The 23,412-nt window shown below is 55.6% G+C and carries 18 protein-coding genes; 13 read left to right on the top strand and 5 right to left on the bottom strand.

Translation table 11 applies throughout. The features are described from left to right. The first annotated feature begins 113 nt into the window (after positions 1 to 113). The 4 genes from rplS (at position 114) to nhaC (ending at position 3,804) form a co-directional block, all read left to right on the top strand. On the top strand, positions 114 to 470 hold the full coding sequence (gene rplS / locus BLQ24_RS02940; RefSeq protein WP_090162504.1) for a 50S ribosomal protein L19: 357 nt from the start codon (positions 114 to 116) through the stop codon (positions 468 to 470). Between the two features lie 116 nt (positions 471 to 586). Continuing rightward, a complete protein-coding gene (gene ylqF, locus BLQ24_RS02945; RefSeq protein ID WP_090162506.1) occupies positions 587 to 1,492 on the top strand; it encodes a ribosome biogenesis GTPase YlqF in 906 nt (301 codons plus the stop codon). Next, positions 1,489 to 2,160, top strand: coding sequence for a ribonuclease HII (locus tag BLQ24_RS02950; protein WP_090162508.1), 672 nt, complete (start codon positions 1,489 to 1,491; stop codon positions 2,158 to 2,160). Before ylqF ends, BLQ24_RS02950 begins: the two co-directional genes overlap by 4 nt. 126 nt (positions 2,161 to 2,286) lie before the next feature. Beyond that, positions 2,287 to 3,804 (top strand): Na+/H+ antiporter NhaC, encoded by a 1,518-nt coding sequence (gene nhaC / locus BLQ24_RS02955; RefSeq protein ID WP_090162511.1) that lies wholly within the window; start codon positions 2,287 to 2,289, stop codon positions 3,802 to 3,804. A gap of 781 nt (positions 3,805 to 4,585) precedes the next feature. On the opposite strand, the gene BLQ24_RS02960 is transcribed toward nhaC, so the two are convergent. From BLQ24_RS02960 to BLQ24_RS02980, 5 genes are all read right to left on the bottom strand, one after another. Beyond that, a complete protein-coding gene (locus tag BLQ24_RS02960; protein WP_242869571.1) occupies positions 4,586 to 5,722 on the bottom strand; it encodes a DHHW family protein in 1,137 nt (378 codons plus the stop codon). Positions 5,723 to 5,793: 71 nt separating this feature from the next. Beyond that, positions 5,794 to 7,197, bottom strand: a complete 1,404-nt coding sequence (locus BLQ24_RS02965) for an MBOAT family O-acyltransferase (protein ID WP_090162513.1) — start codon at positions 7,195 to 7,197, stop codon at positions 5,794 to 5,796. Continuing rightward, positions 7,187 to 7,696, bottom strand: coding sequence for a DUF4358 domain-containing protein (locus tag BLQ24_RS02970; RefSeq protein ID WP_090162515.1), 510 nt, complete (start codon positions 7,694 to 7,696; stop codon positions 7,187 to 7,189). The genes BLQ24_RS02965 and BLQ24_RS02970 overlap by 11 nt, the downstream gene beginning before the upstream one ends. After that, positions 7,693 to 8,547, bottom strand: coding sequence for an SGNH/GDSL hydrolase family protein (locus tag BLQ24_RS02975; protein WP_242869574.1), 855 nt, complete (start codon positions 8,545 to 8,547; stop codon positions 7,693 to 7,695). Before BLQ24_RS02975 ends, BLQ24_RS02970 begins: the two co-directional genes overlap by 4 nt. 208 nt (positions 8,548 to 8,755) lie before the next feature. Then, entirely contained in the window at positions 8,756 to 9,961 is a 1,206-nt protein-coding gene (locus BLQ24_RS02980) for an ATP-binding protein (RefSeq protein ID WP_090162519.1), read from the bottom strand. 335 nt (positions 9,962 to 10,296) lie between these two features. On the opposite strand from BLQ24_RS02980, the gene BLQ24_RS02985 reads away from it, so the two are divergent. From BLQ24_RS02985 to der, 9 genes are all read left to right on the top strand, one after another. Further along, positions 10,297 to 13,023: a valine--tRNA ligase gene (locus BLQ24_RS02985; RefSeq protein ID WP_173327978.1), complete on the top strand. Its 2,727-nt coding sequence runs from the start codon at positions 10,297 to 10,299 to the stop codon at positions 13,021 to 13,023. A gap of 95 nt (positions 13,024 to 13,118) precedes the next feature. Further along, positions 13,119 to 13,892: a threonine/serine exporter family protein gene (locus tag BLQ24_RS10305; protein WP_242869572.1), complete on the top strand. Its 774-nt coding sequence runs from the start codon at positions 13,119 to 13,121 to the stop codon at positions 13,890 to 13,892. Further along, complete coding sequence (locus tag BLQ24_RS10310) at positions 13,892 to 14,416, top strand: threonine/serine exporter family protein (protein ID WP_173450761.1); 525 nt, start codon at positions 13,892 to 13,894, stop codon at positions 14,414 to 14,416. Before BLQ24_RS10305 ends, BLQ24_RS10310 begins: the two co-directional genes overlap by 1 nt. A gap of 22 nt (positions 14,417 to 14,438) precedes the next feature. After that, a complete protein-coding gene (locus BLQ24_RS02995) occupies positions 14,439 to 15,692 on the top strand; it encodes a serine hydroxymethyltransferase (protein WP_090162523.1) in 1,254 nt (417 codons plus the stop codon). Positions 15,693 to 15,708: 16 nt separating this feature from the next. Further along, entirely contained in the window at positions 15,709 to 16,719 is a 1,011-nt protein-coding gene (gene plsX / locus BLQ24_RS03000) for a phosphate acyltransferase PlsX (protein WP_090162525.1), read from the top strand. 128 nt (positions 16,720 to 16,847) lie between these two features. After that, a complete protein-coding gene (gene rnc, locus BLQ24_RS03005; RefSeq protein WP_090162527.1) occupies positions 16,848 to 17,549 on the top strand; it encodes a ribonuclease III in 702 nt (233 codons plus the stop codon). Continuing rightward, positions 17,539 to 21,099: a chromosome segregation protein SMC gene (gene smc, locus BLQ24_RS03010; protein ID WP_090162529.1), complete on the top strand. Its 3,561-nt coding sequence runs from the start codon at positions 17,539 to 17,541 to the stop codon at positions 21,097 to 21,099. The genes rnc and smc overlap by 11 nt, the downstream gene beginning before the upstream one ends. 19 nt (positions 21,100 to 21,118) lie before the next feature. After that, positions 21,119 to 22,096, top strand: a complete 978-nt coding sequence (ftsY, locus tag BLQ24_RS03015; protein ID WP_090162531.1) for a signal recognition particle-docking protein FtsY — start codon at positions 21,119 to 21,121, stop codon at positions 22,094 to 22,096. Continuing rightward, on the top strand, positions 22,089 to 23,411 hold the full coding sequence (gene der / locus BLQ24_RS03020; RefSeq protein WP_090162533.1) for a ribosome biogenesis GTPase Der: 1,323 nt from the start codon (positions 22,089 to 22,091) through the stop codon (positions 23,409 to 23,411). The genes ftsY and der overlap by 8 nt, the downstream gene beginning before the upstream one ends. The last annotated feature ends 1 nt before the right edge of the window (position 23,412 follow it).

Consider the following 23,412-nt stretch of genomic DNA (forward strand, 5'->3'; position numbering starts at 1 on the left):
GAAGGAGCGGATATGGTATACTCTTCAAGTATTTTACGGACGGTCCTCTGGATGGGCGCCGGGGCGCTGGATTCATCGCATGAACGTCTATGGAGAAAGGGAGGAAATATCCAATGAACGTAATTGATCAGATCACGAAAGACTACATGAAGAGTGACATTCCTGAATTTGGTGTCGGCGACACACTGAGAGTCCACATCAAGATCAAGGAAGGAAACCGCGAAAGAATCCAGGTCTTCGAAGGCTATGTTATGAAGATCCAGAACGGCGGCATTGCGAAGACATTCACCGTTCGCAGAATCGCTTCCGGTGTCGGCGTCGAGAAGACATTCCCGATTCATTCCCCATGGATCGATCACATCGATGTAGTGCGTAAGGGTGACGTCAGAAGAGCGAGACTGCACTACATGCGTGAGAGAACTGGTAAGGCTGCCAGAATTAAGTCCAAGGAAATCAGAAAACAGAAGTAATCGGACGAACACAGAGATTGAAACGGAGGCGGCTGTCTCCGTTTTTTTCATATTTCCGGACGTTTCCTGCGCTCCGGAAACAGATGAGTGGAAACAAGTGAACAGAAAGGATAGAGATGGATCATATCAACTGGTACCCGGGACACATGAAGAAAACCCGGGAGCTGATCAGAGATAATCTGAAACTGGTGGATCTGGTGGTGGAAGTGATCGACGCCCGGATCCCGGTGTCCAGCCGCAATCCCATCATCGATGAGCTGGTGGGCGGAAAACCGCGGCTGATTGTTTTGAACAAGAGCGACCTCTCCGATGAGGATGCCAACCGTGCCTGGACGGCGTATCTGAAGGAGGACGGTGTGGATGTTCTGTCCATGAACTGTATGACCGGTGCCGGCGTGAAAACGCTTCTCCGGGAGCTGGACCGCATCGAGAAGCAGATCCTCCGCAAGAAAGAAGAGGTACGGCAGGCATCCGGTCAGGACGTCCGCAGAGAAGATAATGCGGCTGTGCGGAAGCGGAAGCCCCTCCGCATGATGATCGTGGGTGTGCCGAATGTGGGCAAGTCCTCCCTGATCAACCGGCTCACGGGAAAGAAAAGCGCCAGAACCGGAGACCGGCCGGGGGTGACCAAAGGAAAGCAGTGGCTGACCCTTTCCAACGGCATGCAGCTTCTGGATACGCCGGGCATCCTGTGGCCGAAACTGGAAGACCCGATGACCGGGCTGGACCTGGCCTTCTGCGGTTCCATCCGGGATGAAATTCTGAATATCGCCGACCTGGGGCTGGAACTGATCCGGCGTCTGATGCAGGACTACCCGGATCTGCTGGCGGCGCGCTACGGACTGGAAGAAATTCCGGAGGATCCGCTGGCCTGCATGGAGGAGATCGCCCGAAAGCGGGGAGCGATTCTGCCGGGGAAACGCATCGACTACGACCGGGTGGCCAAGATTGTCACCGATGAATTCCGGGCCGGAAAGATCGGCCGGATCACCCTGGAACGGCCGCCGGAGGTGCAGGCATGACGAAGGCGGAGCGGGAAAAGAAAATGATGGAGCGTCTTCTGGCGCTCCGGGGCTTCGACGACCGGTTCCGGAAGTCGGGGGAACTCTACCTCGCCGGTGTGGACGAGGTGGGAAGAGGTCCTCTGGCCGGACCGGTGGTCACGGCGGCTTGTGTGCTGCCGGCAGATTTCGACGTGCCGGGCATCGATGATTCCAAGAAGCTGACCGACCGCCGCCGCCGGGAAATGAGCCGGATCATTCTGGACCGGGCACTGGCCTTCGGCTTCGGCATCAGCACCAATGAACGCATCGACCGGATCAATATTCTGGAGGCGACGAAGGAAGCGATGTACCAGGCTGTGCAGGAGGCGGAGAAGATGCTCCGGGAACGGACCGGCTGCGGGCTGGACCGGGTTCTGGTGGATGCGGTGAATCTGGACATGCTGCCGGTGCCGGTGACTTCTATGACAAAGGGTGACGCCACGAGCCTGTCGATTGCCGCAGCATCCATTATCGCGAAAGTCCGCCGGGACGATATGATGATCGCTTACGAAGCAACCTATCCCGGCTATGATTTCGCCAGCAACAAAGGTTACGGGACAAAATCCCACTATGTCGGCCTGAAGAAACAGGGTATTTCCCCGATTCACAGGCGGACCTTCCTGCGGAACTTGGAGGATCATTTTTAATTTCGCATATTTTTTCAAAAAACGGTTTGCATATTCACTCTGAACGGTATATTATAAATTATATTGAATAATTATTAATATTGCTGGTTGCCGGCACCCTGGGTCCGGCGGAATCGGAGTGGAAACATGGAGAAGAAAAACAATAACGACGGCGGGACCGTTCAGAAAAAGGTCCGGAATCCCCGGGTACCGAAATTGTGGGAGGCGTGCATCTCATTTCTGGGTCTGATCCTCGTCATGTCCCTGGGCATTGCCGTGTTCCATGCGGCACCGCACATCCCGATGTTCATCGGAGTCATCATCGCTGCAGTCATGGCGCTGCATCTGGGATACCGCTGGGAAACCGTCGAAAAAATGATGGTGAACGGCATCACGAAAGCGATGCAGTCCATTCTGATTCTGGCCATTGTCGGCATGATGGTGGGGGTGTGGCTGCTCTGCGGTACCATCCCGACGATGATCTATTACGGTCTGAAGATCCTCTCACCGAAGATCTTCCTGCTGGCCTCCGTCCTGATCTGCTCCATCACTTCCCTGGCAACGGGTACCTCCTGGGGCACCATGGGAACCATGGGTCTGGCTCTCATGGGCATCGGCCACGGTCTGGGCATGCCGGTGGGTCCCACGGCGGGGGCCATCATCTCCGGGGCCTATTTCGGGGACAAAATGTCACCGCTCAGTGATACGACAAATCTGGCGCCGGCAATGGCGGGCACCGATGTATTCACACATGTGAAGTACATGATGAAATCCACCATTGTTGCTTACGGAATCACCATCATCTTCTTCACCGCCTACGGATTCATGACAGCATCCGGAAACGGAGCCGATACTTCCCAGGTAACTGCACTGACGGAAGGAATTGCAAATACCTTCCATGTAAATCCGCTGCTTTTCCTGCCGCCGCTGGTGGTTATTCTGGCCATCGCATTCCATGTGCCGGCGATTCCGGGCATCACCCTGGGTCTGCTGGTGGGAGCGGTGATGGCACCGATTTTCCAGGGCAATCTGCCGATCTTCATCCAGGGGGACAGCGGCCTGGCCCTTTCCCATACCGGGGTCACCTTCGGTGACATTCTGACCTGCGCCAAGGACGGGTTCCTGTGCAACACGAAGATCGATGCACTGAATGATCTTTTGTCCACCGGCGGACTCATGAACATGTCAGAGTCCATTCTGATGACCATCATCGCCATGATGTTCGGAGGAATCATGGAAGAGTCCCGGCAGTTGGAAGTCATTATCAATGCGCTGACCCGGGTCGTAAAGGGGGATGCGGCTCTGGTGGGCGCCACAGAGCTGACCTGTATCATGTCGAATATCGTCATGCCGGAACAGTATATTTCCATCCTGATTCCGGGCAGAATGTATGCACCGGCTTATCGGAAAAAAGGTCTTCACCCGAAGTGTCTGTCCAATGCGCTGGAGAGCGCCGGTACAGTCACATCCCCGCTGGTTCCGTGGAACACATGCGGTATGTACATTTCCGCCAACCTGGGCGTGACGCCGTTCGTCTATGGCCCGTGGGCGGTCTTCAACCTGGCGATGCCTGTGGTCACACTGGTCATGGCGGTGCTGGGCATCACCGTCACTAAGATGACAGCGGAGGAGCAGCAGCGTGCCGATGCCGGAGAGCTGGTGTAAGGGTCGGCCAAGGCACAGGCGGTCGGCCGGGAGAGTGCGGTCGGCCGGGAGGGTGCGGTCGGTCGGGAGAGTGCGGTCGGCCGGGAGGGTGCGAAATTACGAATATTGCGGATTTCGCACCCGGAACACCTGTCGTTTGCCTCAGAAGCAGACGAACAAGAAGAACGAGGGTGCGGAAATTGCCGAAAAGGCCTTTTCCGCACCTTCTTCCTTTCAGAACAGAATCTGTAATCGCTGGTTATCTATTCAGGATTGCATATTCATTCATTTCTTCTTGTAATATTGTTGAATTATGCGAAGGCACTTTTCTTGAGAAGAGTAGTTTAATAGTAAAAAAATGGTAATCGACAAATTAACCTTCCTTTTCCGGGTGCGAAAATGAGGAATTTGTCTAATCCGCACTTCGTGGAAGCGGTCTAATAGATTAATCAAGAAAAAGTTTGATTTTCGCACCCTTTGGATGCTGTTTTTGGTGCGGAAACGGCCAATTTGCCTGATTCCGCACTTTGCAAGCGTATGCATGACTTTAATCATGTACAATCATCAAGATGATCATTTCGCTGTGACTTATCTGGGCGAAAATTCGGGCAGTCCGTGTTATCGGTTTAAATTGATAACACGTAAACCGCAAAAAAACCGCCGGCATCATGATGCTTACATCAAAGCCGGCGGTTCATCCGATCGAGTGTGCGTTGCCCGGCCGGCGGTTCATCCGATCGAGTGTGCGTTGCCCGGCCGGCGGTTCATCCGATCGAGTGTGCATTGCCCGGCCGGCGGCGGTCTAAAGCATGAGAGAGAGTGACTCGTCGGTCATGAAGGTGTTGTCGTTGTATAGGAACAATACATCTGTGACACCCTCGTTTCGGATCAGGTCCTTCACGTTGCCGAAGTAATAACGGGGATCCACCACCACGATTTCCCGGAAGTCCTGGGTCAGGAAGGGGAGGAAACTGTTGGCGTAGGAATCCTTGATCAGCAGCAGACGGCGGCGGGAACGGACCGGCGTCTTGACGGTGTAGAGCGGGTGGTTGCTGCCGCCGAACACGGTGTAGGCATCTTTTTTCTTCAGATTGTTCAGCTGGTAGAATTCCGTAGTTTTCTGTTTCGTGTCGGCGTAGCTGATCACGGATGGTTTTGTTTTTGAGGACGGCAGGTACAATGTGATGTTGTCATAGCGGCCGCCGGTGAAGCCGCTTTTTGAATAAAGGGTGCCGGTGAAGTCGTTTTTGACGATGTACGGCTTGTATTTCACTTCTGAACGAAGCTTCAGAGGTTTTCTGGCATAGCGGTAAGCTGCGTAAGCGCCCTGGGTGGTCCAGTGGTGGTCGGTGCGGTAGTACACCTGCTGTTTCCGGGATGCCTGGCGCAGGGTCTGGCGGGTGTCTACCGGTGTGACGCCGATTTTCTTCATTTCCCGGAAGAAGCGGTCCATGTCCCGGTTCTGGTCATGGACCCGGACTGTCATGGGCAGTTTGTCCTGCAGGATGTTGGCGGCATTAGGGGCCAGCAGGAAATACATATGGAGGCGGGGATACTGTTTCCGGAAGCGGGCGATGCTGCTCTCAGTCTTACGGAGAACAGTATTCTTCGGGGCACTGACGGTTTCCATCAGGTAGTGATCCCGGCAGCGGATGACGCCGTTGGAGATACATTTCCCCAGGGTCACATCCGCTGCGGTATTCAGACGAATGAACTGATCCCGGAGCGGGAACTGGTCGTTCGCATATTTGTCCAGTTTCGTCTCCATCCGTCCCTCCATGTACTGCAGGAGGCTGACGGGCGGCAGCTGCTGGAGAATCCGGTTCTCCTGAGGGGAGAATGTCCGGTCCGGCAGCAGGATGTTCAGCACCAGGACGGCCATCAGCAGGGCGGTGAAGCCCACCGAGGCGATTTTCATGATTTTTGGATCGTGTTTCATGCGTTATCTCATCTCTTTCAACAGGCAGGTATTAGAACCGGTGCCATAGCCGGCTGTTTGGTATACCGGTATCAGAACCGGAAATACAGGAACGGGTTGTAGGAACTGTAAACCAGGCTCGCTACCGAAAGCAGGAACAGGGCCAGCAGGATGAGCAGTCCGGCCGCCGGCACCACTTTCAGGATCCGCTTCCAGAAGCGGATGGGTTTCTCGGTGGAGCAGACTGCGGCGATGATCAGCAGGATCAGGTTCGTCCGGAGCAGATACAGTGTGGTCATATTCGCCAGAGCGTATTTTCCCGGCAGGAACATGGCAGCAAGCATCCGGCCTGCCGCCGTCATATCGGATGCGCTGAAGAAGGTCCATCCGACCATGACAATCAGCATGGTATAGACATGCTTCAGCCACTTTGGCGCCTTTTCCAGATACGGTCCGTAAACGTATTTCTCCAGGATCAGGATCACGCCGTACCAGGCGCCCCAGAGGATGAAGTTCCAGTCCGCTCCGTGCCAGAGGCCGGTGAGGGACCAGACGATCATCAGATTCAGCATGTGCCGGGGCACCGGCACCCGGTTTCCGCCCAGGGGAATGTACAAGTATTCCCGGAACCAGGAGGACAGGGAAATATGCCATCTTCTCCAGAATTCAGTGACGCTCTTCGAGATGTACGGATAATTGAAGTTCTCGGAGAATTCGAACCCGAACATTTTCCCCAGGCCGATGGCCATATCGGAATATCCGCTGAAGTCGAAGTAAATCTGCAGGGTGTAAGCTGCGATGCCGATCCAGGCGCTGACCAGGGAAAGCTGATTGTCACTGTATCCCGAAATGTCGGTGAAAACCGCACCGCAGGCATTGGCCACCAGAACCTTCTTCGCCAGTCCGAAGGAGAAACGGATCACACCTTCTCCGAACTGCTGGAAGGAGAAAGTCCGGTTTTCCAGCTGCAGTGCGATGTCCCGGTATTTCACAATCGGCCCGGCGATCAGCTGCGGGAACATGGAAAGATAGAGCATGAACCGGAGCAGCTTTCGCTGGGGCGGGACCTCTCCCCGATAGACATCGAAGATATAGGACAGTCCCTGGAATGTGTAGAATGAGATGCCGATCGGAAGTGCCAGTGCGGTGTAATGAATGTGCGCTCCGGTGAGGGCATTGATCTGATCCATCACGAATCCGAAGTATTTGAAGAAACCGAGGATGAACAGGTTCACGATCACCGTGAAAACCAGATCCTTCTTTCCGGTACCGCCCTTCTTCCGGGCCGCATCGATTTCCAGCGCCATGAAATAGTTGAAGAAGCCGCTGTAGATCATCAGGAATACGTAGACCGGCTCCCCCCAGCTGTAGAATATCAGGCTGGCGATGAGCAGTACGATGTTCCGTCCGTTCAGGAAACGGTTCGGAATGATGTAGTAGGCCAGCAGCACAAGGGGCAGAAACCAGAACAGAAACAGGATACTGCTAAATAACATGCAGGAACACCTCCTCGTATACGGAAGGATCCTTGGCGGTGGCGTAGAAGAGGAAGTTTCCTCGTTTCGTCACCACTGCATTCTGCAGGCGGGATACCTGTTCCGGCCCATATCCTTCATAGGTCCGGATCTGGTTGTCGATCCGGTCTTCCACGGCGTCTTCCACTGCGCTCAGGTCAGACTTCTGTCTGGCCTTCACCACCAGAACTTCATCCACGCCCAGGGCTTCCCGGCTCCGGTAGTAGAGGAACCCGTCGTAATGGGATGCATTCAGTCCCATGAACTGCATCAGCTGGCGGGAACTGCATTTCTGCATTGACTTGATTTTCGTTTCGCTGCGGAGTGCGTCGTCAATGCGGGAGACGGACACGTCCCTTGCGCTGTTCATGTGGTATACCGCTGCCAGAAAACCGATCAGAAGCAGTATTAGTATGATTTTTGTGACCCGGGAATCCGTGATCCGGGCGAGAATTTCGTTTTTCTTCGTTTCGTTCATCATTCATCCAATCCGGCCGCCCGGATCATTTCATCCATCCAGAGCGGGTAATATGCTGTCGACGCATGGATGCCGTCACCGGCATAGAAATTCGGGTGATCCCGGAAAATATCGGTGGTGTCGACATAAGTATAGGAAGATTTCCGGCAAAGGGATTCAATCGCCCGGTTGAACCGGGTGTATTTCCTCAGATTCTTCCGTTTCGCCAGTGTCTTCGGGGAAGGCGGAGCGATACTGTTCAGAAAGATTTTCGTGCCGGGAGACGCACGGTGGAACTGCCGGAGCAGTTTCTCGTACTGACCGGCGAAGGCCGCCGCATCCCCCCGGAAGTTGCCGATATCATTCAGTCCGAAGGAGAAGAATGCTTCCTTCGGCTGACCCTGGGCGGCCTGGGTGAAGAGGCTTCCGTCCCGGAGCAGTGTGGCGCCGATCCGGCTGTAGACCTGACCGTCCGGGAGCCATCCGTACACGCTGAATCCCTCGGTGACGGAGTCTCCGACGATGACTGCGCCGGACAAAAGTTTCATGTAGTACGCCCGGGATCCTGCCGTATATCTGCTGCCGGAGGAGGACGCCTTCTCGTCCAGGGCGTTGATTTGTTTTTCGACACTGGATACCGTGCCGTAATGGAACTGCTGCACGGTTTCGATGTTTTTCTGTACGGTTCTGCTGTCCGGGCCGTCTACATGATTCATACGCAGCAGGTTCCGGGTGAAGAGGAGAGCCAGCAGAATTGTGAACAGCAGTCCGATCAGCTGCCAGTTCAGTGTTTTTCTGTCCTCCCGTTCCAGAATGAAGCAGCGCCGCAGGAAACGGACGGCGTGCCGGAAACGTGCAGGATCCGAAATATTCATGTTCAATGTTATCTGCCTCCGGTTTTTCGATCTTCGGAAGACGGGAATCCGGGTAATCTCCGCCTTCATGACACCTCCCGCGGAAACTCCCAGAGAGAAGCCGCGGGAAGAAATGAAATGTTTAACAATCGACTCATATTATCAAAAAGACGGCGGGATATCAACCCCGCCGCTCGAAACTTCAGTTCTGTTAAGGATATTTAGAATTCTACTGAATGCCGATGAGGATCTGCTGGATGAACTGCTTCGCTGTCCGGGGGCTTCGGCCGTTGCTGCGAATGGCGAAGGCCTCCGCCTTCCGGCAGAGTTCTTCTTCCGGCATTGTCACTTCTTCCTCGGCCGCCAGTTTCTTCACGATCTCCAGATAGAGGTCTTTCTCCGGTTTCTGGAAGGTAATGGTGAGTCCGAAGCGTGCAGAGAGACTCATGGTCTGCTGCAGTGTGTCATTCAGATGAATGTCGGAGCCGGCCCGGTCTTCATTCAGCTCCCGCACCAGATGGCGCCGGTTGCTGGAGGCGTAGATGGCAATGTTATCGGACTTTCCGGTGCTGCTGCCTTCCAGCATGCCCTTCAGGTAGGAGAAGTTGTCATCTTCCGTGGTGAAACTCAGGTCGTCGATGAAGAAAATGTATTTCAGCGGTGTGTCGTAGAGCTGGTCGATAATTTTCGGGATCGCATTCAGCTGTTTTTTGTCAAACTCGATGAGCCGCACCCCCCGGTCTGCAAAAGCGTTGGCGCAGGCCTTGATGGTGGAGGATTTTCCTGTGCCGGCGTCACCGTAGAGCAGGACGTTGGCGGCACCGATGCCTTCCGCCAGTGCCCGGGTGTTCTCGTAGACCATGCGCCGCTCCCGCTCGTAGCCGTAGAGCTGATCCAGGGACTGGGGATCGGCATATTTCACCGGGTCCAGGGTGCCGTTTTTTACCGTGAAGAAACGGTAGCGGGCGAACTTGCCGTATCCCCGGGTCGGGATGTTATTCAGCATTTCGTGATACTCTGTCGGAATGTCGCATTCAGCGGTATCCCATTCCGGCAGAAATCCGCTGCATCCGATCTGGCTGATGAGAACAGAGGGCGGAAGGGAAGCCAGTTCCTGCATCACGTCCAGTTCCTCTTCCAGACAGCGGTGCATGTTCTCGCTCATTTCCCGGCGTTTCACCGTGTTGCGCAGGTAGAAGTTCATGTCATCCTGCAGGAAGGTACGGACATAGGTCGTGATGTTTCCCCCCGCCTCGAACAGTGCGCCGGTGAAATCACCGTACCGGCGGAGCTGCTCCTCCAGGGAGCCGGTGCCGATGCTGTCGATCAGGGCCTGGAGCCGGCCCACCACGTCGTCCTCCAGAATGGACCGGAAGATGGACAATGTATTCAGCCGGCGGTTCAGCCGGGATAATTCGCTTTCTTTCTGTGCCATGAAGACCTCACTTTCCTCGGTATATGTGTGATATGTGCTGCCGGTCAGAAATGCTCCGGAGGGAGGGCGGAACGGGCATTTCAATGTTTTGTTACGGAATAGTCCTTATTTTAAATTGGGAGTTGTTGTGTGTCAACAAAAAATATATGATAGAGTTGTGTTTGTGTACATTGCGGGCGGCGCCGGGATTGCCGCTGATTCGTGCTTTTCACACGTTGTCTTTCGTGCTAAAATAATACGATAGGCTGGACGGGTGGAACCGAACGGGAGGAAACGGGCCGGCCTGACACACAAAAATCAGATGAAATACTAAGGGAATAGAAGGAAGTATGATCATGAAAAATCTTTCGAAAACGTATGATCCGAAGGAATTCGAGGATCGGCTCTACGCTATGTGGGAGGAGTCCGGCTCGTTCCATTCGGATGTGGATCCGGACAGAAAACCGTTCACCATCGTCATGCCGCCTCCGAATATCACCGGAAAGCTGCACATGGGACATGCGCTGGATCAGACGCTGCAGGATGTGTTGATCCGGTATAAACGGATGCGGGGATACAATGCCCTGTGGATTCCGGGATCCGATCATGCCAGTATCGCCACAGAGGTGAAGGTGGCGAACCGGCTGCGGGATGAGGAAGGTCTGGAGAAGGAGGACCTGGGCAGAGAGGCGTTCCTGGAACGAGTCTGGGACTGGAAGCGGGAGTTCGGCGGAACGATCACCCGTCAGTGCCGCAAGCTGGGAGACTCCTGTGACTGGTCCAGGGAACGGTTCACCATGGATGAGGGCTGTTCCAAGGCTGTTCGTGCGTTTTTCGTCAGATTATATAACCGGGGTCTGATTTACAGAGGAAAGCGTCTGATCAACTGGTGTCCGAGCTGCAAGACGTCTCTATCTGACGCGGAAGTGGAGCACGAGGACAAGCAGGGCGAATACTGGTATTTCCGTTATCCGGCAGCGGAAGAAGGCGGAAAGGACATCGTCGTGGCGACGTCCCGGCCGGAAACGATGTTCGGTGATGTGGCCATCGCCGTGCCGGAGAACGATCCCCGTTATAAAGACATGGTGGGGCAGAAGGTAGTTCTGCCGCTGGTGGGCAGAGAGATTCCGATTGTGGAAGACCCGTATCCGGATCCGGAGAAGGGAACCGGTGCCGTGAAGATCACACCGGCCCACGACCCGAACGACTTCGAGGTGGGACAGCGTCATGATCTGGAAGTTCTGAGCTGCATCAACGAAGATGCAACCATGAACGAGCTGGCCGGCAAGTACGCCGGAATGGACCGCTATGAATGCCGGAAGCAGTGGGTTGCCGATCTGGAAGCGGCGGGCTATCTGGTGAAGGTGGAGAACATGACGATTCCTGCCGGTACCTGTTACCGCTGCCATACCGTCATCGAGCCGATGCTGTCCGAGCAGTGGTTCGTGAAGATGGAAGAACTGGCGAAGCCGGCGCTGGAAGCGGCGGAGAAGGGGGATCTGGAGTTCGTTCCGGATCGTTTCGTGAAGATCTATAATCACTGGCTGGAGGATATCCGGGACTGGTGCATCTCCCGTCAGCTGTGGTGGGGCCACCGGATTCCTGCATGGTACTGCGATGAATGCGGTGAGACGATCGTATCCGAGGAGGATCCGACGGTCTGCCCGAAGTGCGGGTCGAAACATCTGCATCAGGATGAAGATGTACTGGACACCTGGTTCTCCTCTGCGCTCTGGCCGTTCTCCACACTGGGCTGGCCGGAGGAAACACCGGAACTGAAGTATTACTATCCGACGGACGTTCTGGTGACCGGATATGACATTATTTTCTTCTGGGTTGTCAGAATGGTATTCTCTGCGCTGGAAGAGACGGATCAGGTTCCATTCAAATATGTCTATCTCCATGGTCTGGTACGGGATTCCCAGGGCCGGAAGATGAGTAAATCCCTGGGGAACGGCATTGATCCGCTGGAGGAAATCGACCGCTTCGGTGCGGATGCGCTGCGTTTCATGCTGAGCAACGGCATCACGCCGGGCAACGACATGCGGTATCAGGAGTCGAAGATCCTGTCTGCACGTAATTTCGCCAACAAGCTCTGGAATGCGTCCCGGTTCGTCATCATGAATCTCCAGGATGAAGAGGGAAACTTCCTGCCGATGGCGGACGGAGAAGGTATGGGACTGGCCCGTACTGCCGACTTCAGCGGCATCGCTCTGAAGGATGAGGACAAGTGGATGATCAGCAGGCTGAACGACGCCGTTCAGTATGTGACAAGTGCGATCGATAACTTCGATCTGGCGCTGGCCAGCCAGAGAGTGTACGATCTCATCTGGAATGAATTCTGCGACTGGTATATCGAGTTTGTGAAGAAGAGACTCTGGAGCGATGACGAGGAAGACAAGGCCGTTGTGCGGTTCGTCCTGGTTATGGTGCTGAAGGAAGAACTGAAACTGCTGCATCCGTTCATGCCGTTCATCACAGAGGAAATCTGGGACTTCCTGCCTCATGCGGATGCGGAGAAGGAAGGATGCCGGAACGAGTATCTGATCAGTGCGAAATGGCCGGAGTTCTCCGAGAGCAGATGCTTCAGTGAGGAAGAGCAGATTGTGAATATGGCCATGGAAGCGATTACTGCGATCCGGAATGCGAGGGCGGAAGCGGAAGCGGCGCCGTCCCGGTCACTGACTGCAGTTATTCAGGCAGACGGAGAGGACCTGGACCGGATCAGAAGCGGAGAGCGTTACATCCGTGACCTGGCCAATCTGTCCGACATGACCTTCATCAACGGCGGTCAGGAAGGACCGGAAGACGCTGTGTCGAAAGTCATTGCAGGTGCGCAGATTTTCATTCCGATGGCAGATCTGGTGGACTTCGAAGAGGAATATCAGAGATTGTCCAAGGAAAAGAAGCGTCTGGAGGGAGAAGTGGCCAGAGCCGAGAAGAAACTGGCGAACCAGGGCTTCCTCGCCAAGGCTCCGGAGAGCGTTGTGAACGAAGAGAAAGAAAAGAAAGTCCGTTATGAAGAAATGCTTCGTAATGTTTCGGAACAGCTCCAGACTGTTGCAGCTAAAATTCAGAAATAATTAAATCGATCGCGGATGCGCGCCCGGAATAACCTGTGCCGGACGCGCATTCGTGCTGGTAACAGAATCAAAAACATACCTTCGGGGAGGAAAACTTGGAGCGAATCTACGATTATAATAAGATTCTGCAGGGGATTCTGGACATCGGGGAAGCGATGCTGTTCAGCGGTGCGGAGGTCAACCGGGTGGAGGACAGTATGTATCGGATGTGCCATGCGTACGGCTTCGTCCGGTGTGATGTATTCACCATGGTAACGAATCTCCAGGCGACGATTGAGACGAAGGACGGAGAAATTATCACCCAGATCCGTCACGTGTGGAAATCGGACACGAACTATGACAGGCTGGATTACCTGAATAACCTGTCCCGCTATGTGGTGGCCCACAAGCCCGGTGCGGAGGAGCTGCACCACCGTTATCTGGAAGTGATGGAGCGGCAGCCCCAGCCGGTCTGGCAGCGCTACCTGGGAGGAATAATGGGCGGCGCCGGGTTCAGCGTATTCTTCGGCTGCAACCTGATGGACACAATTGTGGCTGTCATTGCGTCGTTTTTCGTGGTATTTCTGGGGCGGAAAATTGCGAAGTATGAAGGAAATCCGTTTGTGTACAACTTCGTGATTTCATTTCTGGTGGAACTGGGCATCATACTGTCCGTTCATCTGGGAATCGGAGACCACTCCGGCCGGATTACCATCGGCGTGGTCATGCTTCTGATCTCCGGGCTGGGCACCACCAACGGCATCCGGGACCTGCTGCACAAGGACATTGTTTCCGGGTTCATGAACATTCTGGATTCGATTCTGGGTGCGGGGGCGATTGCCATGGGAATCGCCTTTGCCATTGTGATTCTGAAAGGGGTGATGGTCTGATGTATCTGGCGCCAAGTCTGACGGTACAGCTCATCTCCTGCACCATTGCCTGCGTCGGATTCGCAGTCTGGTTCAAGGTCCGCGGTCTGCAGGTTATGTGGTGCGGCATCGGTGCGTTCATTACGTGGCTGATCTATGCACTGATCTATGATTACAACAGCAGCAACTTCATTGCCACCTTGGTGGCGGCAATGTTTGTATCATCCTACGCCAGCGTCATGGCCAGGGTGAATAAGGCACCGGGCACCATATTTATGACAGCCTGTGTCTTCCCTCTGATTCCGGGACCGAATCTGTATTACATGATGTACGGATTGGTGGAGCATGATCAGGGGATGTTCGCAAAGGAGACCTATGTGCTGTTCGAAACGTGTTTCGGCATTGCCATGGGCTTCATTGTGATCGACATCGTTGTCCGCTATATCAAGCTGTTCATCCGTCTGTTCCGCCGCTGGAAGCGGAGACGGAGGAAACTGGCACTGGCGAAGAAGCTGAGCCGTTATCGTAAGGAAATGGATGTGTAATGTTTTTACAGGAGGTAACGAAATGCTTGACAAGACAGGAAAAGACAGTTCGAATTACAACGCGGAAAACATCCGGCTGATTCAGGAAGCTTCCCCGTTCGTCGGTCAGTGGATCGAGAAGGAATACGAGCGGCAGAAGAACAATGTAGAGCTGATTGCTTCCGAAAACTACTGCTCCGATGCGATTCTGGCAGCCTGCGGCAGCTGCCTGTCCTGGAAGTATGCGGAGGGATACCCGTATGAGAGAAATTCCGGGAACAAGGGAAGATACTACGGCGGAACAGAGAATGTGGACCAGATTGAGGAATACTGCTGCGAGCAGTGGCGGAAGGTATTCCACACGGATTATCATGTGAATGTTCAGCCTCACAGCGGCTCCCAGGCCAATTTCGCAGCATACCGGGCGCTGATCCGTCCGGGAGACACCGTGCTGGCCATGAGTCTGGATAACGGCGGCCATCTGACCCACGGTTCTTCTGTTAATTTCAGCGGAAAACTGTACAACATGGTGTTCTACGATGTGGACGAGAACGGCTATATTGACATGGAGGATGTTCGGAAGAAAGCGAAGAAGTACCGTCCGAATCTGATTGTGGCCGGTGCATCCGCCTATTCCCGGATCATCCCGTTTGAAGAATTTGCGGAAATTGCGAAGAAGGTGGGCGCCTACTTCATGGTGGATATGGCTCACATCGCCGGACTGGTGGCGGCGGGAGAACATCCGACGCCGTTCGGATATGCGGACATCGTTACGACGACGACCCACAAGACACTCCGGGGTCCGCGGGGCGGCATGATCTTCGGCCGGCCGGAATTGGCGAAGAAGATCGACAGCGCCGTGTTCCCGTACGCCCAGGGCGGTCCGCTGGAGCACATCATCGCCGGAAAGGCCATCTGTGCAGAAGAGGCACAGCAGCCGGCGTACCGGGAATATATTCATCAGGTGGTGCTGAACTGCCGCGCCTTCTGCGATGAGTTCCTGAAGATGGGATACACCGTGGTGACCGGCGGCACCGACAACCACCTGTTCCTGCTGGATCTGAGAGACCATCGTTTCTCCGGCAACGACCTGCAGAAAGCCTGCGATGAAGCGGGAATCACGCTGAACAAGAATGCCGTGCCGAATGATCCGCGTCCGCCGAAGGAGACCAGCGGTGTCCGTGTGGGAACAGCGGCGATGACGACCCGGGGCTTCCTGGAGGAGGACTTCCGGGAGGTGGCGAGACGGATCGACCGGATCGTGAAGAAGCTGGACGAGGAGTTCGAGGAAAAATAATTCGAGGAGAAACGTTATGAGAATTTTACTGGACGGCATGGGCGGAGACAATGCGCCGAACTTAATCGTGGAAGGCGCTGTCATGGCACGGCGGGAAGTGCCGGAAGACGTGGAAATCATGCTGGTTGGAAAGGAAGATCTGCTCCGGGAAGCGCTGAAGGAAGCGGGAGGATCGGAGGAAGAAATCCGGATCATCCCGGCCTCGGAGGTCATCACCAATGATGAGGCGCCGGTCCGGGCGGTTCGCCGGAAGAAGGACTCTTCCATCGCCGTGGGCATGCGCATGCTCCGGGACGGGGAGGCGGATGCCTTCCTGAGTGCCGGCAGCACCGGTGCCATTCTGGCGGGAAGCCTTCTGATTGTGGGGCGGATCCGGGGGATTGACCGACCGACTCTTGCGACGGTCTATCCGGTTATCGGTCATCAGCCTTCACTGCTGGTGGATACCGGTGCCAATGCAGAATGCCGGCCGGGAAATCTCAGAGATTTCGGTCTCATGGGCAGCATCTATATGGAACACGTGCTGAACCGGGACAATCCGTCTGTGGGTCTGGTGAACAACGGCACCGAACCGGGAAAGGGTACAGAGCTGACCAAGGAAGCATATAAGCTTCTGGACGAAAGCGGGCTGAACTTCATCGGCAATGTGGAAACCCGGGAACTGCAGAATGCGGTCTGCGATGTTATCGTCACAGACGGATTCACCGGCAATGCCATCATCAAGCTGACGGAGGGACTGGGTCTCATGATGCTCCGGGAACTGAAGCAGATGTTCACGGCCAGCGGCAAGACGAAGCTGGGGGCTCTGCTCATGAAAGACCAGCTCCGGGGCATGAAGAGGCAGTTCGATTACAAGGAATACGGCGGTGCGCCGATTCTGGGTGTGAAGAAGGCGGTGCTGAAGATGCACGGCTCTTCGGACGCAACGGCGGTGTGCCAGACGATCCGGAAGGCAGTCCCTTACGTGGAGCATGATGTCTGCGGCATCATTGAACATGAGGTGGAGGCCCTGACGGACAAAGCGTAACGGGGCGAACGTTCGTCGGATTGTTTTTTGTCCTTCCCCGGGAGGACATACCGCAGCGTAAGGATAAGACGAGGGGTCCGGAATCATCCGGGCTCCCCGTCTCTTGACAGAAATAATCGGGAGGAACCATGAACCGAAAAGAATTCGAACAGGAACTGCAGTATGCATTCCGGGACAGCTCCCTTCTCACGAAGGCACTGACCCACAGCTCATACTGCCGGGAGAAGGGCCTGGCGCCGAATCAGAGCAATGAGAGACTGGAGTTTCTCGGCGATGCTTTTTTGGATGCCATCACAGGGGCGGAACTGTACAAGCGGCTTTATTCGGTGAACGAAGGGAAGCTGACGAAGACAAGGGCTCTCGTGGTATGCGAAAAATCATTGGCGAAAGTAGGCAGAAGGCTTCGGATCGGCGAAGTGCTCCGGATGGGAAACGGAGAGGAGAAAACCGGGGGACGGGACCGGGAGTCCATCGTGGCGGACGCCACGGAGGCCGTGATCGGTGCCATCTATCTGGACGGGGGATATGAGGAAGTGAGCCGTTTCGTGCTCCGGGAATTCGGATATCTGATCGACCAGGCGCTGAACGGCAGACTGTTCAGTGACTACAAGACGGAGGTTCAGGAAATTCTGCAGCAGGGCGGCGCAGAACCGCAGATCGAATATAAGGTGACGAAAGAATCGGGACCGGATCATGACAAGACGTTTTATGTGGATCTGATCGTGAACGGCGAATGCTGCGGCTCCGGCGTCGGAAAGACGAAGAAGGAGGCGGAGCAGAACGCCGCCCGGGCGTCACTGGAGAAAGGGAAGAGAGAACATGTACTTTAAGCGTCTTGAAATACACGGATTCAAGTCGTTCGCAGACCCGGCAGTGATTGAATTCAATGAGGGAATCACGGCGATTGTGGGACCGAACGGCAGCGGAAAGAGTAATATCAGCGATGCGATCCGCTGGGTGCTGGGAGAGCAGAGCGCGAAGGAACTCCGGGGCGGGAAAATGGAAGAGGTCATCTTCAACGGTACGGAGAGCCGGAGAGCCCGGGGCATGGCGGAGGTGACGCTGGTCATCGACAATGCAGAACGGAAACTGAATGTGGATTACACAGAAGTCGCCGTGACCCGCCGGATGTACCGCAGCGGAGAGAGTGAATATCTGATCAACGGCAATAACTGCCGCCTGAAGGATATCCGGGAACTCATCATGGATACAGGCATCGGTGTGGACGGTTATTCCATCATCGGGCAGGGAAGGATTGCGGATATCATCAGCAACAAGACCGAGAGCCGCCGGAAAATTTTCGAAGAAGCGGCCGGTGTGGTGGCTTACAAGACCCGGCGGGCGGAGGCGGTGAAGAAACTGGAGACCACCTCCTCCAATCTGGAGCGGATTGACGATATTGTTTCCGAGCTGGATGACCGGATGGGCACCCTGAAGCGGGAGAGCGACAAGGCGAAGAAGTTCCAGAGCCTGAACGAACGGTATCGGGAACTGGAAGTCAATATTCTCCTGAAGAACATTGAGGATGCCCAGGAAAAGGCCGGGAAATTCAAGGTGGACATTTCCGACCTGAAGGCGAAGGCGGAGTTCACAGAGGATAACCGGAAGCGGACCGGAACGGATATTCTGGACGCCGAGAAGCGGATTGAACGGGTCCGGAAACAGATCAGTGAGATCCACGAGAAACTGCCGGAGGTGGCGGAGGCCCTGAGCAGCGCCCGGAAGGAGCAGCAGTTCAATCAGGAGCGCCGGAAGGCCATCGCCGCAGACAAGCAGCGGAACCGGGACCAGCTGGCAGCGCTGGAAATACGGATTGAAGCGGCAGAGAAAGAAATGGGGAGTCTGAAAGATGCCCGAGGGGATCTTTCGGCCCGCCATCACGAACTGAATAATGATCTGGAGGAGAAGAAGCGGGACTATCAGCGGATTTCCCGGGGATCGGACGAGTCCAGGAAGATCATCGATGAAGGAAATGACCGGCTGTACCACCTTCACAGCGAAGCTGCAGCGAAGAAGAGTGAGGCGGAAAGCATCGAGAGCTACAGCAGCTCCCTGGAGAAGCGGAAACGGCAGCTGCGCAGCGACTCCGAAGCGGCGGAAAGCCAGAAGAAGGTTTACGAGCAGAAGCTCCGGGAACTGGAAAACCGGATGAAGACGGCCCAGAACAACCGGGAGCGGATCGAAGGAGAAGTGCTGGAAGCGGGAAACCATTTCCGGCAGATCCGGGAGAAACGGGAGGAAGCCCGGAAATCCGCAGACCGGCTCCGGATTCAGATCGGTCAGATGGAATCCCGCCGGAAAACCATCGAGGAGATGGAACATAATTTCGAGGGATACAGTAATGCGGTCCGCTACATCATGCAGTCCGGCCTGATCGGAGTGGAAGGCGTGGCGGCGGACATGCTGGACGTGCCGGCGGGCATGGAGACGGCCATTGACACGGCGCTGGGTGCCGGAAGACAGAATATCGTGATCCGGGATGACCGGGCGGCGAAGAAAGCGGTGACGGCATTGAAGCACAACCGGGCCGGCCGGCTGACTTTCCTGCCGGTGGACACCATTGAAGCGAAGGCCGCCCAGGTGCCGCCGGAAATCGCAGAGGACGAAGGGTTCATCGGCCTGGCGGTGGAGCTGGTACATTATAATGAGCGGTACCGGAATATCTTCCGCTACCTGCTGGGACGTACCGGCGTCGTGCGGGATCTGGATGCGGCGATCCGGCTGTCGAAGAATCACGGTGTACGCCTGAAGTATGTCACGCTGGAAGGCGAAGTGGTGAATGCCGGCGGTGCCATCACCGGAGGAAGGTACCGGAACCAGGGTGCCACGCTGAGCGGCCGGCGGAATGAGATATCCCGTCTCGGCAATGAGATCGGTGCGGCCCAGGATGCCCTGCGGAAAACAGAGAATAACATTGCGGACCTGGACCGGACGTTGAAGATGCTCACAGAGAACATCAACCATCTGAACGGACAGCAGCGGGAAAATGATCTGAAACTGACCGCACTGAAACCGCAGATCCAGGCGCTGAATACATCGGCGGACCGGATCGACCAGGTTGTGAAGAAGAATGGGGCGGAGATTGAGTCCATCGACCGGGAACTCCGGGAAACGGAACATATGGCGGAGACCCTGATGGAGGCCAGCCGGAATGCGGAAGAAGGGATCCGGAAGATCACCCGGGAGATCAGCGAGGCGGAAGATGCGGTGGCGGCGAAACTGGACGCCGTGGAGGCAGCCCGCAAGGCGCTGACGGAAGCCCGCATCGCCCTGCACGAGCTGGAAAGCGAGCAGAACGGACAGGAGTCGATCATCAGCCGGGCGAAGAAAGAACTGGAAGAGCTCCGGCGGGAGCGGACCGGTCTGAACGACCGGGGACAGGAACTGGAACGGGAGGAAAACCGCCTGAACACCGGTTCCTCGGATGCTTCCTCGGAAGTCCGGAAGCTGGAGCAGCAGATGCAGACTCTGGAGGACCGGCTGGACGAGTTTGAGACAGAGCAGGGAGAGATCGAGAAGAAGAAGACGGCACTGTCCGGTGAGATCATCCGGTATGAGCAGGAAATCAACGCCTGCCGGGATCAGCAGTACCGCCTGGAAGTGAAAGCGGCGAAGAACGAAACCCAGCTGGAACACCTGAAGGACAAACTCTGGGATGAATTCGAACTTTCCATGGCCCAGGCCATGGATCTGAAATGGGAGGTATTCGTCCTGTCCACATCGATCAATGAGGCCAGGGATCTGAAGAACCAGATCCGGGGACTGGGGGATGTGAACATCAGCGCAATCCGGGAATACGAAAGCGTCCGGGAGCGGTACCGTTTCCTGCAGGAACAGCAGACCGACGTGAAGATGGCCCAGGACGAGCTGAATGCCATTATCGATGACATGGACCGGAAGATCGACCGGAAATTCAGAGAAAACTTCAACCATGTGGAATATAATTTCGAGCGGATCTTCACGGAACTCTTTGGCGGAGGCCACGCAGAACTCCATATGACGGACGAACGGCATCCGCTGGAGTCGGACATTGAGATCGTCTCCCAGCCGCCGGGAAAGCGGCTGCAGAACATCAATCTGCTGTCCGGCGGGGAGAAGACAATGACGGCACTGGCACTGATGTTCGCCGTGCTCTGTGTGAAGCCCACGCCGTTCTGCATTCTGGATGAGGTGGAAGCGGCGCTGGACGACGAGAACATCGCACGGTTCTCCACATATCTGAAGAATTTCCATCAGACCCAGTTCGCCCTGATTACCCATCAGAAGGCGACCATGGAGCATGCGGATACCCTGTACGGCATCACCATGGCAGAAGAGGGGGTTTCGAAGATCATCAGCCTGAAGTTAGGAGATCCGGAAGCGGAGAACTTCGTGGAATAGAGACAGGAGGCATATATATATGGCATTGACAGCGAAGAAGAAAGGCTTTTTCGGCCGGCTGTCCCAGCGTATCGGTGACGTGCTGCTGATGCGCGGAAAAGTGGATGAGGCCATGCTGGATGAACTGGAAGAGGTGATCATCACCTCCGACATCGGCATGGACACCACCATGAAAATCATGGACCGGCTCCGGGAACGGATCCGTTACGACCGGATCGAGGATCCGGAGAAGGTGAAGGAAGTCCTGACGGAAATTATTGCATCCCTGATGGACAAAGGGGAGCGGTGTGCGCTCTCTGAAGAGTATCCGCTGATCATCATGATGATCGGCATCAACGGCGGCGGAAAAACCACCACCATTGCGAAGCTGGGTCACCGGCTCCGGGAACAGGGAAAAACCGTTATGTTCGCTGCGGCAGACACCTTCCGGGCGGCGGCCAGCGAACAGCTGGAGATCTGGGGAAACCGGATCGGCATCAATACCGTGCGCCATCAGGAAGGTGCAGATCCCAGTGCGGTGCTGTTCGACGCTGTTCAGAGTGCGAAGGCGAAGCACATCGATGTGCTGATCTGCGACACGGCGGGCCGGCTGCAGAACAAGAAAAATCTGATGAATGAGCTGGAGAAGATGAACAAGGTCATCGACCGGGAGTATCCGGAAGCAGCCAGAGAAACCCTGCTGATTCTGGATGCCACCAACGGGAAGAATGCAATCTCCCAGACGAAAGAATTCAACGAAGTGGCGCCGCTGACCGGAGTGGTGATCACGAAAATGGACGGAACAGCCAAGGGCGGCATCGCTGTCACCGTGGCAGACCAGTTCGACATGCCGATCAAGTTCATCGGCGTGGGCGAGACGATCGATGATCTGGAAGCCTTCGATGCGAAGGCCTTCGCGGACAGCATTTTCGAAGGCGAGGAGATCGGCGTCCCTTCTGAGGATTCCCACCCAGAAAGCGAGACAGAGACAGAGAACCGGGAGGAAGAACATGAGTAAACCAATCGTAGCAGTTGTCGGAAGGCCGAATGTGGGGAAGTCCACCTTCTTCAACCTTCTCACCGGCACGAAGAAGGCGATCGTGGAAGATACGCCGGGGGTCACCCGTGACCGGATCTATGCGGAGACCGACTGGAACGGACGGGAGTTCGCAGTGATCGATACCGGCGGCATCGAGGCGAGAACTGATGATATCATTCTCTCCCAGATGCGGGAGCAGGCGGAAGTGGCCATGGATATGGCAGATGTCATTGTCTTCATGGTGGACGGAAAGGAAGGCCTGACCGCCGCAGATGAAGAGGTGGCCGGTATGCTCCGCCGCACCGGAAAGAAGATCATTCTGCTGGTGAACAAGGTGGACAAGGCCAACCAGCTGCCGGACACTTTTTATGATTTTTATAACCTGGGGATCGGCGAACCAATTCCGATTTCCTCGGCGAACCGTACCAATGTGGGAGACGTGCTGGACGACATCGTGGCCAGCTTCCCGGACGGATCCACCGAGAAGGATGAAACCATCGGCATCGCCGTCATCGGCCGGCCGAATGTGGGGAAATCCTCTCTGGTGAATGCGCTGATCGGAAAGAACCGGGTCATCGTCTCGCCGATTGCCGGCACCACCAGAGACTCCGTGGACACGCCGTTCCGCTGGGAAGGCAGAGAATACACGCTGATTGACACGGCGGGAATCCGCCGGAAATCGAAGATCTATGCGGACGTGGAGAAGTTCAGTGTTCTCCGGGCCGTGGCTGCCATCGAGCGGGCCGATGTCTGCATCGTGATGATCGACGGAACGGCCGGCGTCACGGAGCAGGATAAGCGGATTGCCGGCCTGGCTCACGAAGCCGGAAAGGGTGTGGTCATCTGCGTGAACAAGTGGGACCTGGTGGAGAAGGAAACCAACACCATGAAAACCTACACCCAGGTCGTCCGTTCGGAACTGCCGTTCCTGGGGTATGCGCCGGTGCTGTTCATCTCTGTGCTGAACAAGACCCGGCTCCGGGACGTTATGGTCTATGCGGAAGCTGCAGCGGAAAACAGTGCTCTCAGAGTGCCGACAGGACAGCTGAACAGTCTGATTGCCGACGCCATGATGATGCAGCAGCCGCCGGCGGACAAGGGCCGGCGCCTGAAAATCTACTACGCCAGCCAGATCGGCGTGAAACCGCCGCTGTTCAGTTTCCAGATCAACGACCGGAAGCTGATCCACTTCTCCTACAACCGGTACCTGGAGAACCGGATCCGGGAGGCCTTCGGCTTCGACGGAACCCCGATCAAGTTCGTGTTCCGGGAGAAGAGGAAGAGAGAACAGTAGC

This window comes from Eubacterium pyruvativorans (assembly GCF_900102225.1).
Lineage (GTDB): Bacteria > Bacillota > Clostridia > Peptostreptococcales > Anaerovoracaceae > Aminicella > Aminicella pyruvativorans.

Coding starts and splice junctions, on each gene's coding strand:
- rplS (WP_090162504.1), top strand. CDS start 114: ATGAACGTAATTGATCAGATCACGAAAGACTACATGAAGAGTGACATT.
- ylqF (WP_090162506.1), top strand. CDS start 587: ATGGATCATATCAACTGGTACCCGGGACACATGAAGAAAACCCGGGAG.
- BLQ24_RS02950 (WP_090162508.1), top strand. CDS start 1,489: ATGACGAAGGCGGAGCGGGAAAAGAAAATGATGGAGCGTCTTCTGGCG.
- nhaC (WP_090162511.1), top strand. CDS start 2,287: ATGGAGAAGAAAAACAATAACGACGGCGGGACCGTTCAGAAAAAGGTC.
- BLQ24_RS02960 (WP_242869571.1), bottom strand. CDS start 5,722: ATGAAACACGATCCAAAAATCATGAAAATCGCCTCGGTGGGCTTCACC.
- BLQ24_RS02965 (WP_090162513.1), bottom strand. CDS start 7,197: ATGTTATTTAGCAGTATCCTGTTTCTGTTCTGGTTTCTGCCCCTTGTG.
- BLQ24_RS02970 (WP_090162515.1), bottom strand. CDS start 7,696: ATGATGAACGAAACGAAGAAAAACGAAATTCTCGCCCGGATCACGGAT.
- BLQ24_RS02975 (WP_242869574.1), bottom strand. CDS start 8,547: ATGAATATTTCGGATCCTGCACGTTTCCGGCACGCCGTCCGTTTCCTG.
- BLQ24_RS02980 (WP_090162519.1), bottom strand. CDS start 9,961: ATGGCACAGAAAGAAAGCGAATTATCCCGGCTGAACCGCCGGCTGAAT.
- BLQ24_RS02985 (WP_173327978.1), top strand. CDS start 10,297: ATGAAAAATCTTTCGAAAACGTATGATCCGAAGGAATTCGAGGATCGG.
- BLQ24_RS10310 (WP_173450761.1), top strand. CDS start 13,892: ATGTATCTGGCGCCAAGTCTGACGGTACAGCTCATCTCCTGCACCATT.
- BLQ24_RS02995 (WP_090162523.1), top strand. CDS start 14,439: ATGCTTGACAAGACAGGAAAAGACAGTTCGAATTACAACGCGGAAAAC.
- plsX (WP_090162525.1), top strand. CDS start 15,709: ATGAGAATTTTACTGGACGGCATGGGCGGAGACAATGCGCCGAACTTA.
- rnc (WP_090162527.1), top strand. CDS start 16,848: ATGAACCGAAAAGAATTCGAACAGGAACTGCAGTATGCATTCCGGGAC.
- smc (WP_090162529.1), top strand. CDS start 17,539: ATGTACTTTAAGCGTCTTGAAATACACGGATTCAAGTCGTTCGCAGAC.
- ftsY (WP_090162531.1), top strand. CDS start 21,119: ATGGCATTGACAGCGAAGAAGAAAGGCTTTTTCGGCCGGCTGTCCCAG.
- der (WP_090162533.1), top strand. CDS start 22,089: ATGAGTAAACCAATCGTAGCAGTTGTCGGAAGGCCGAATGTGGGGAAG.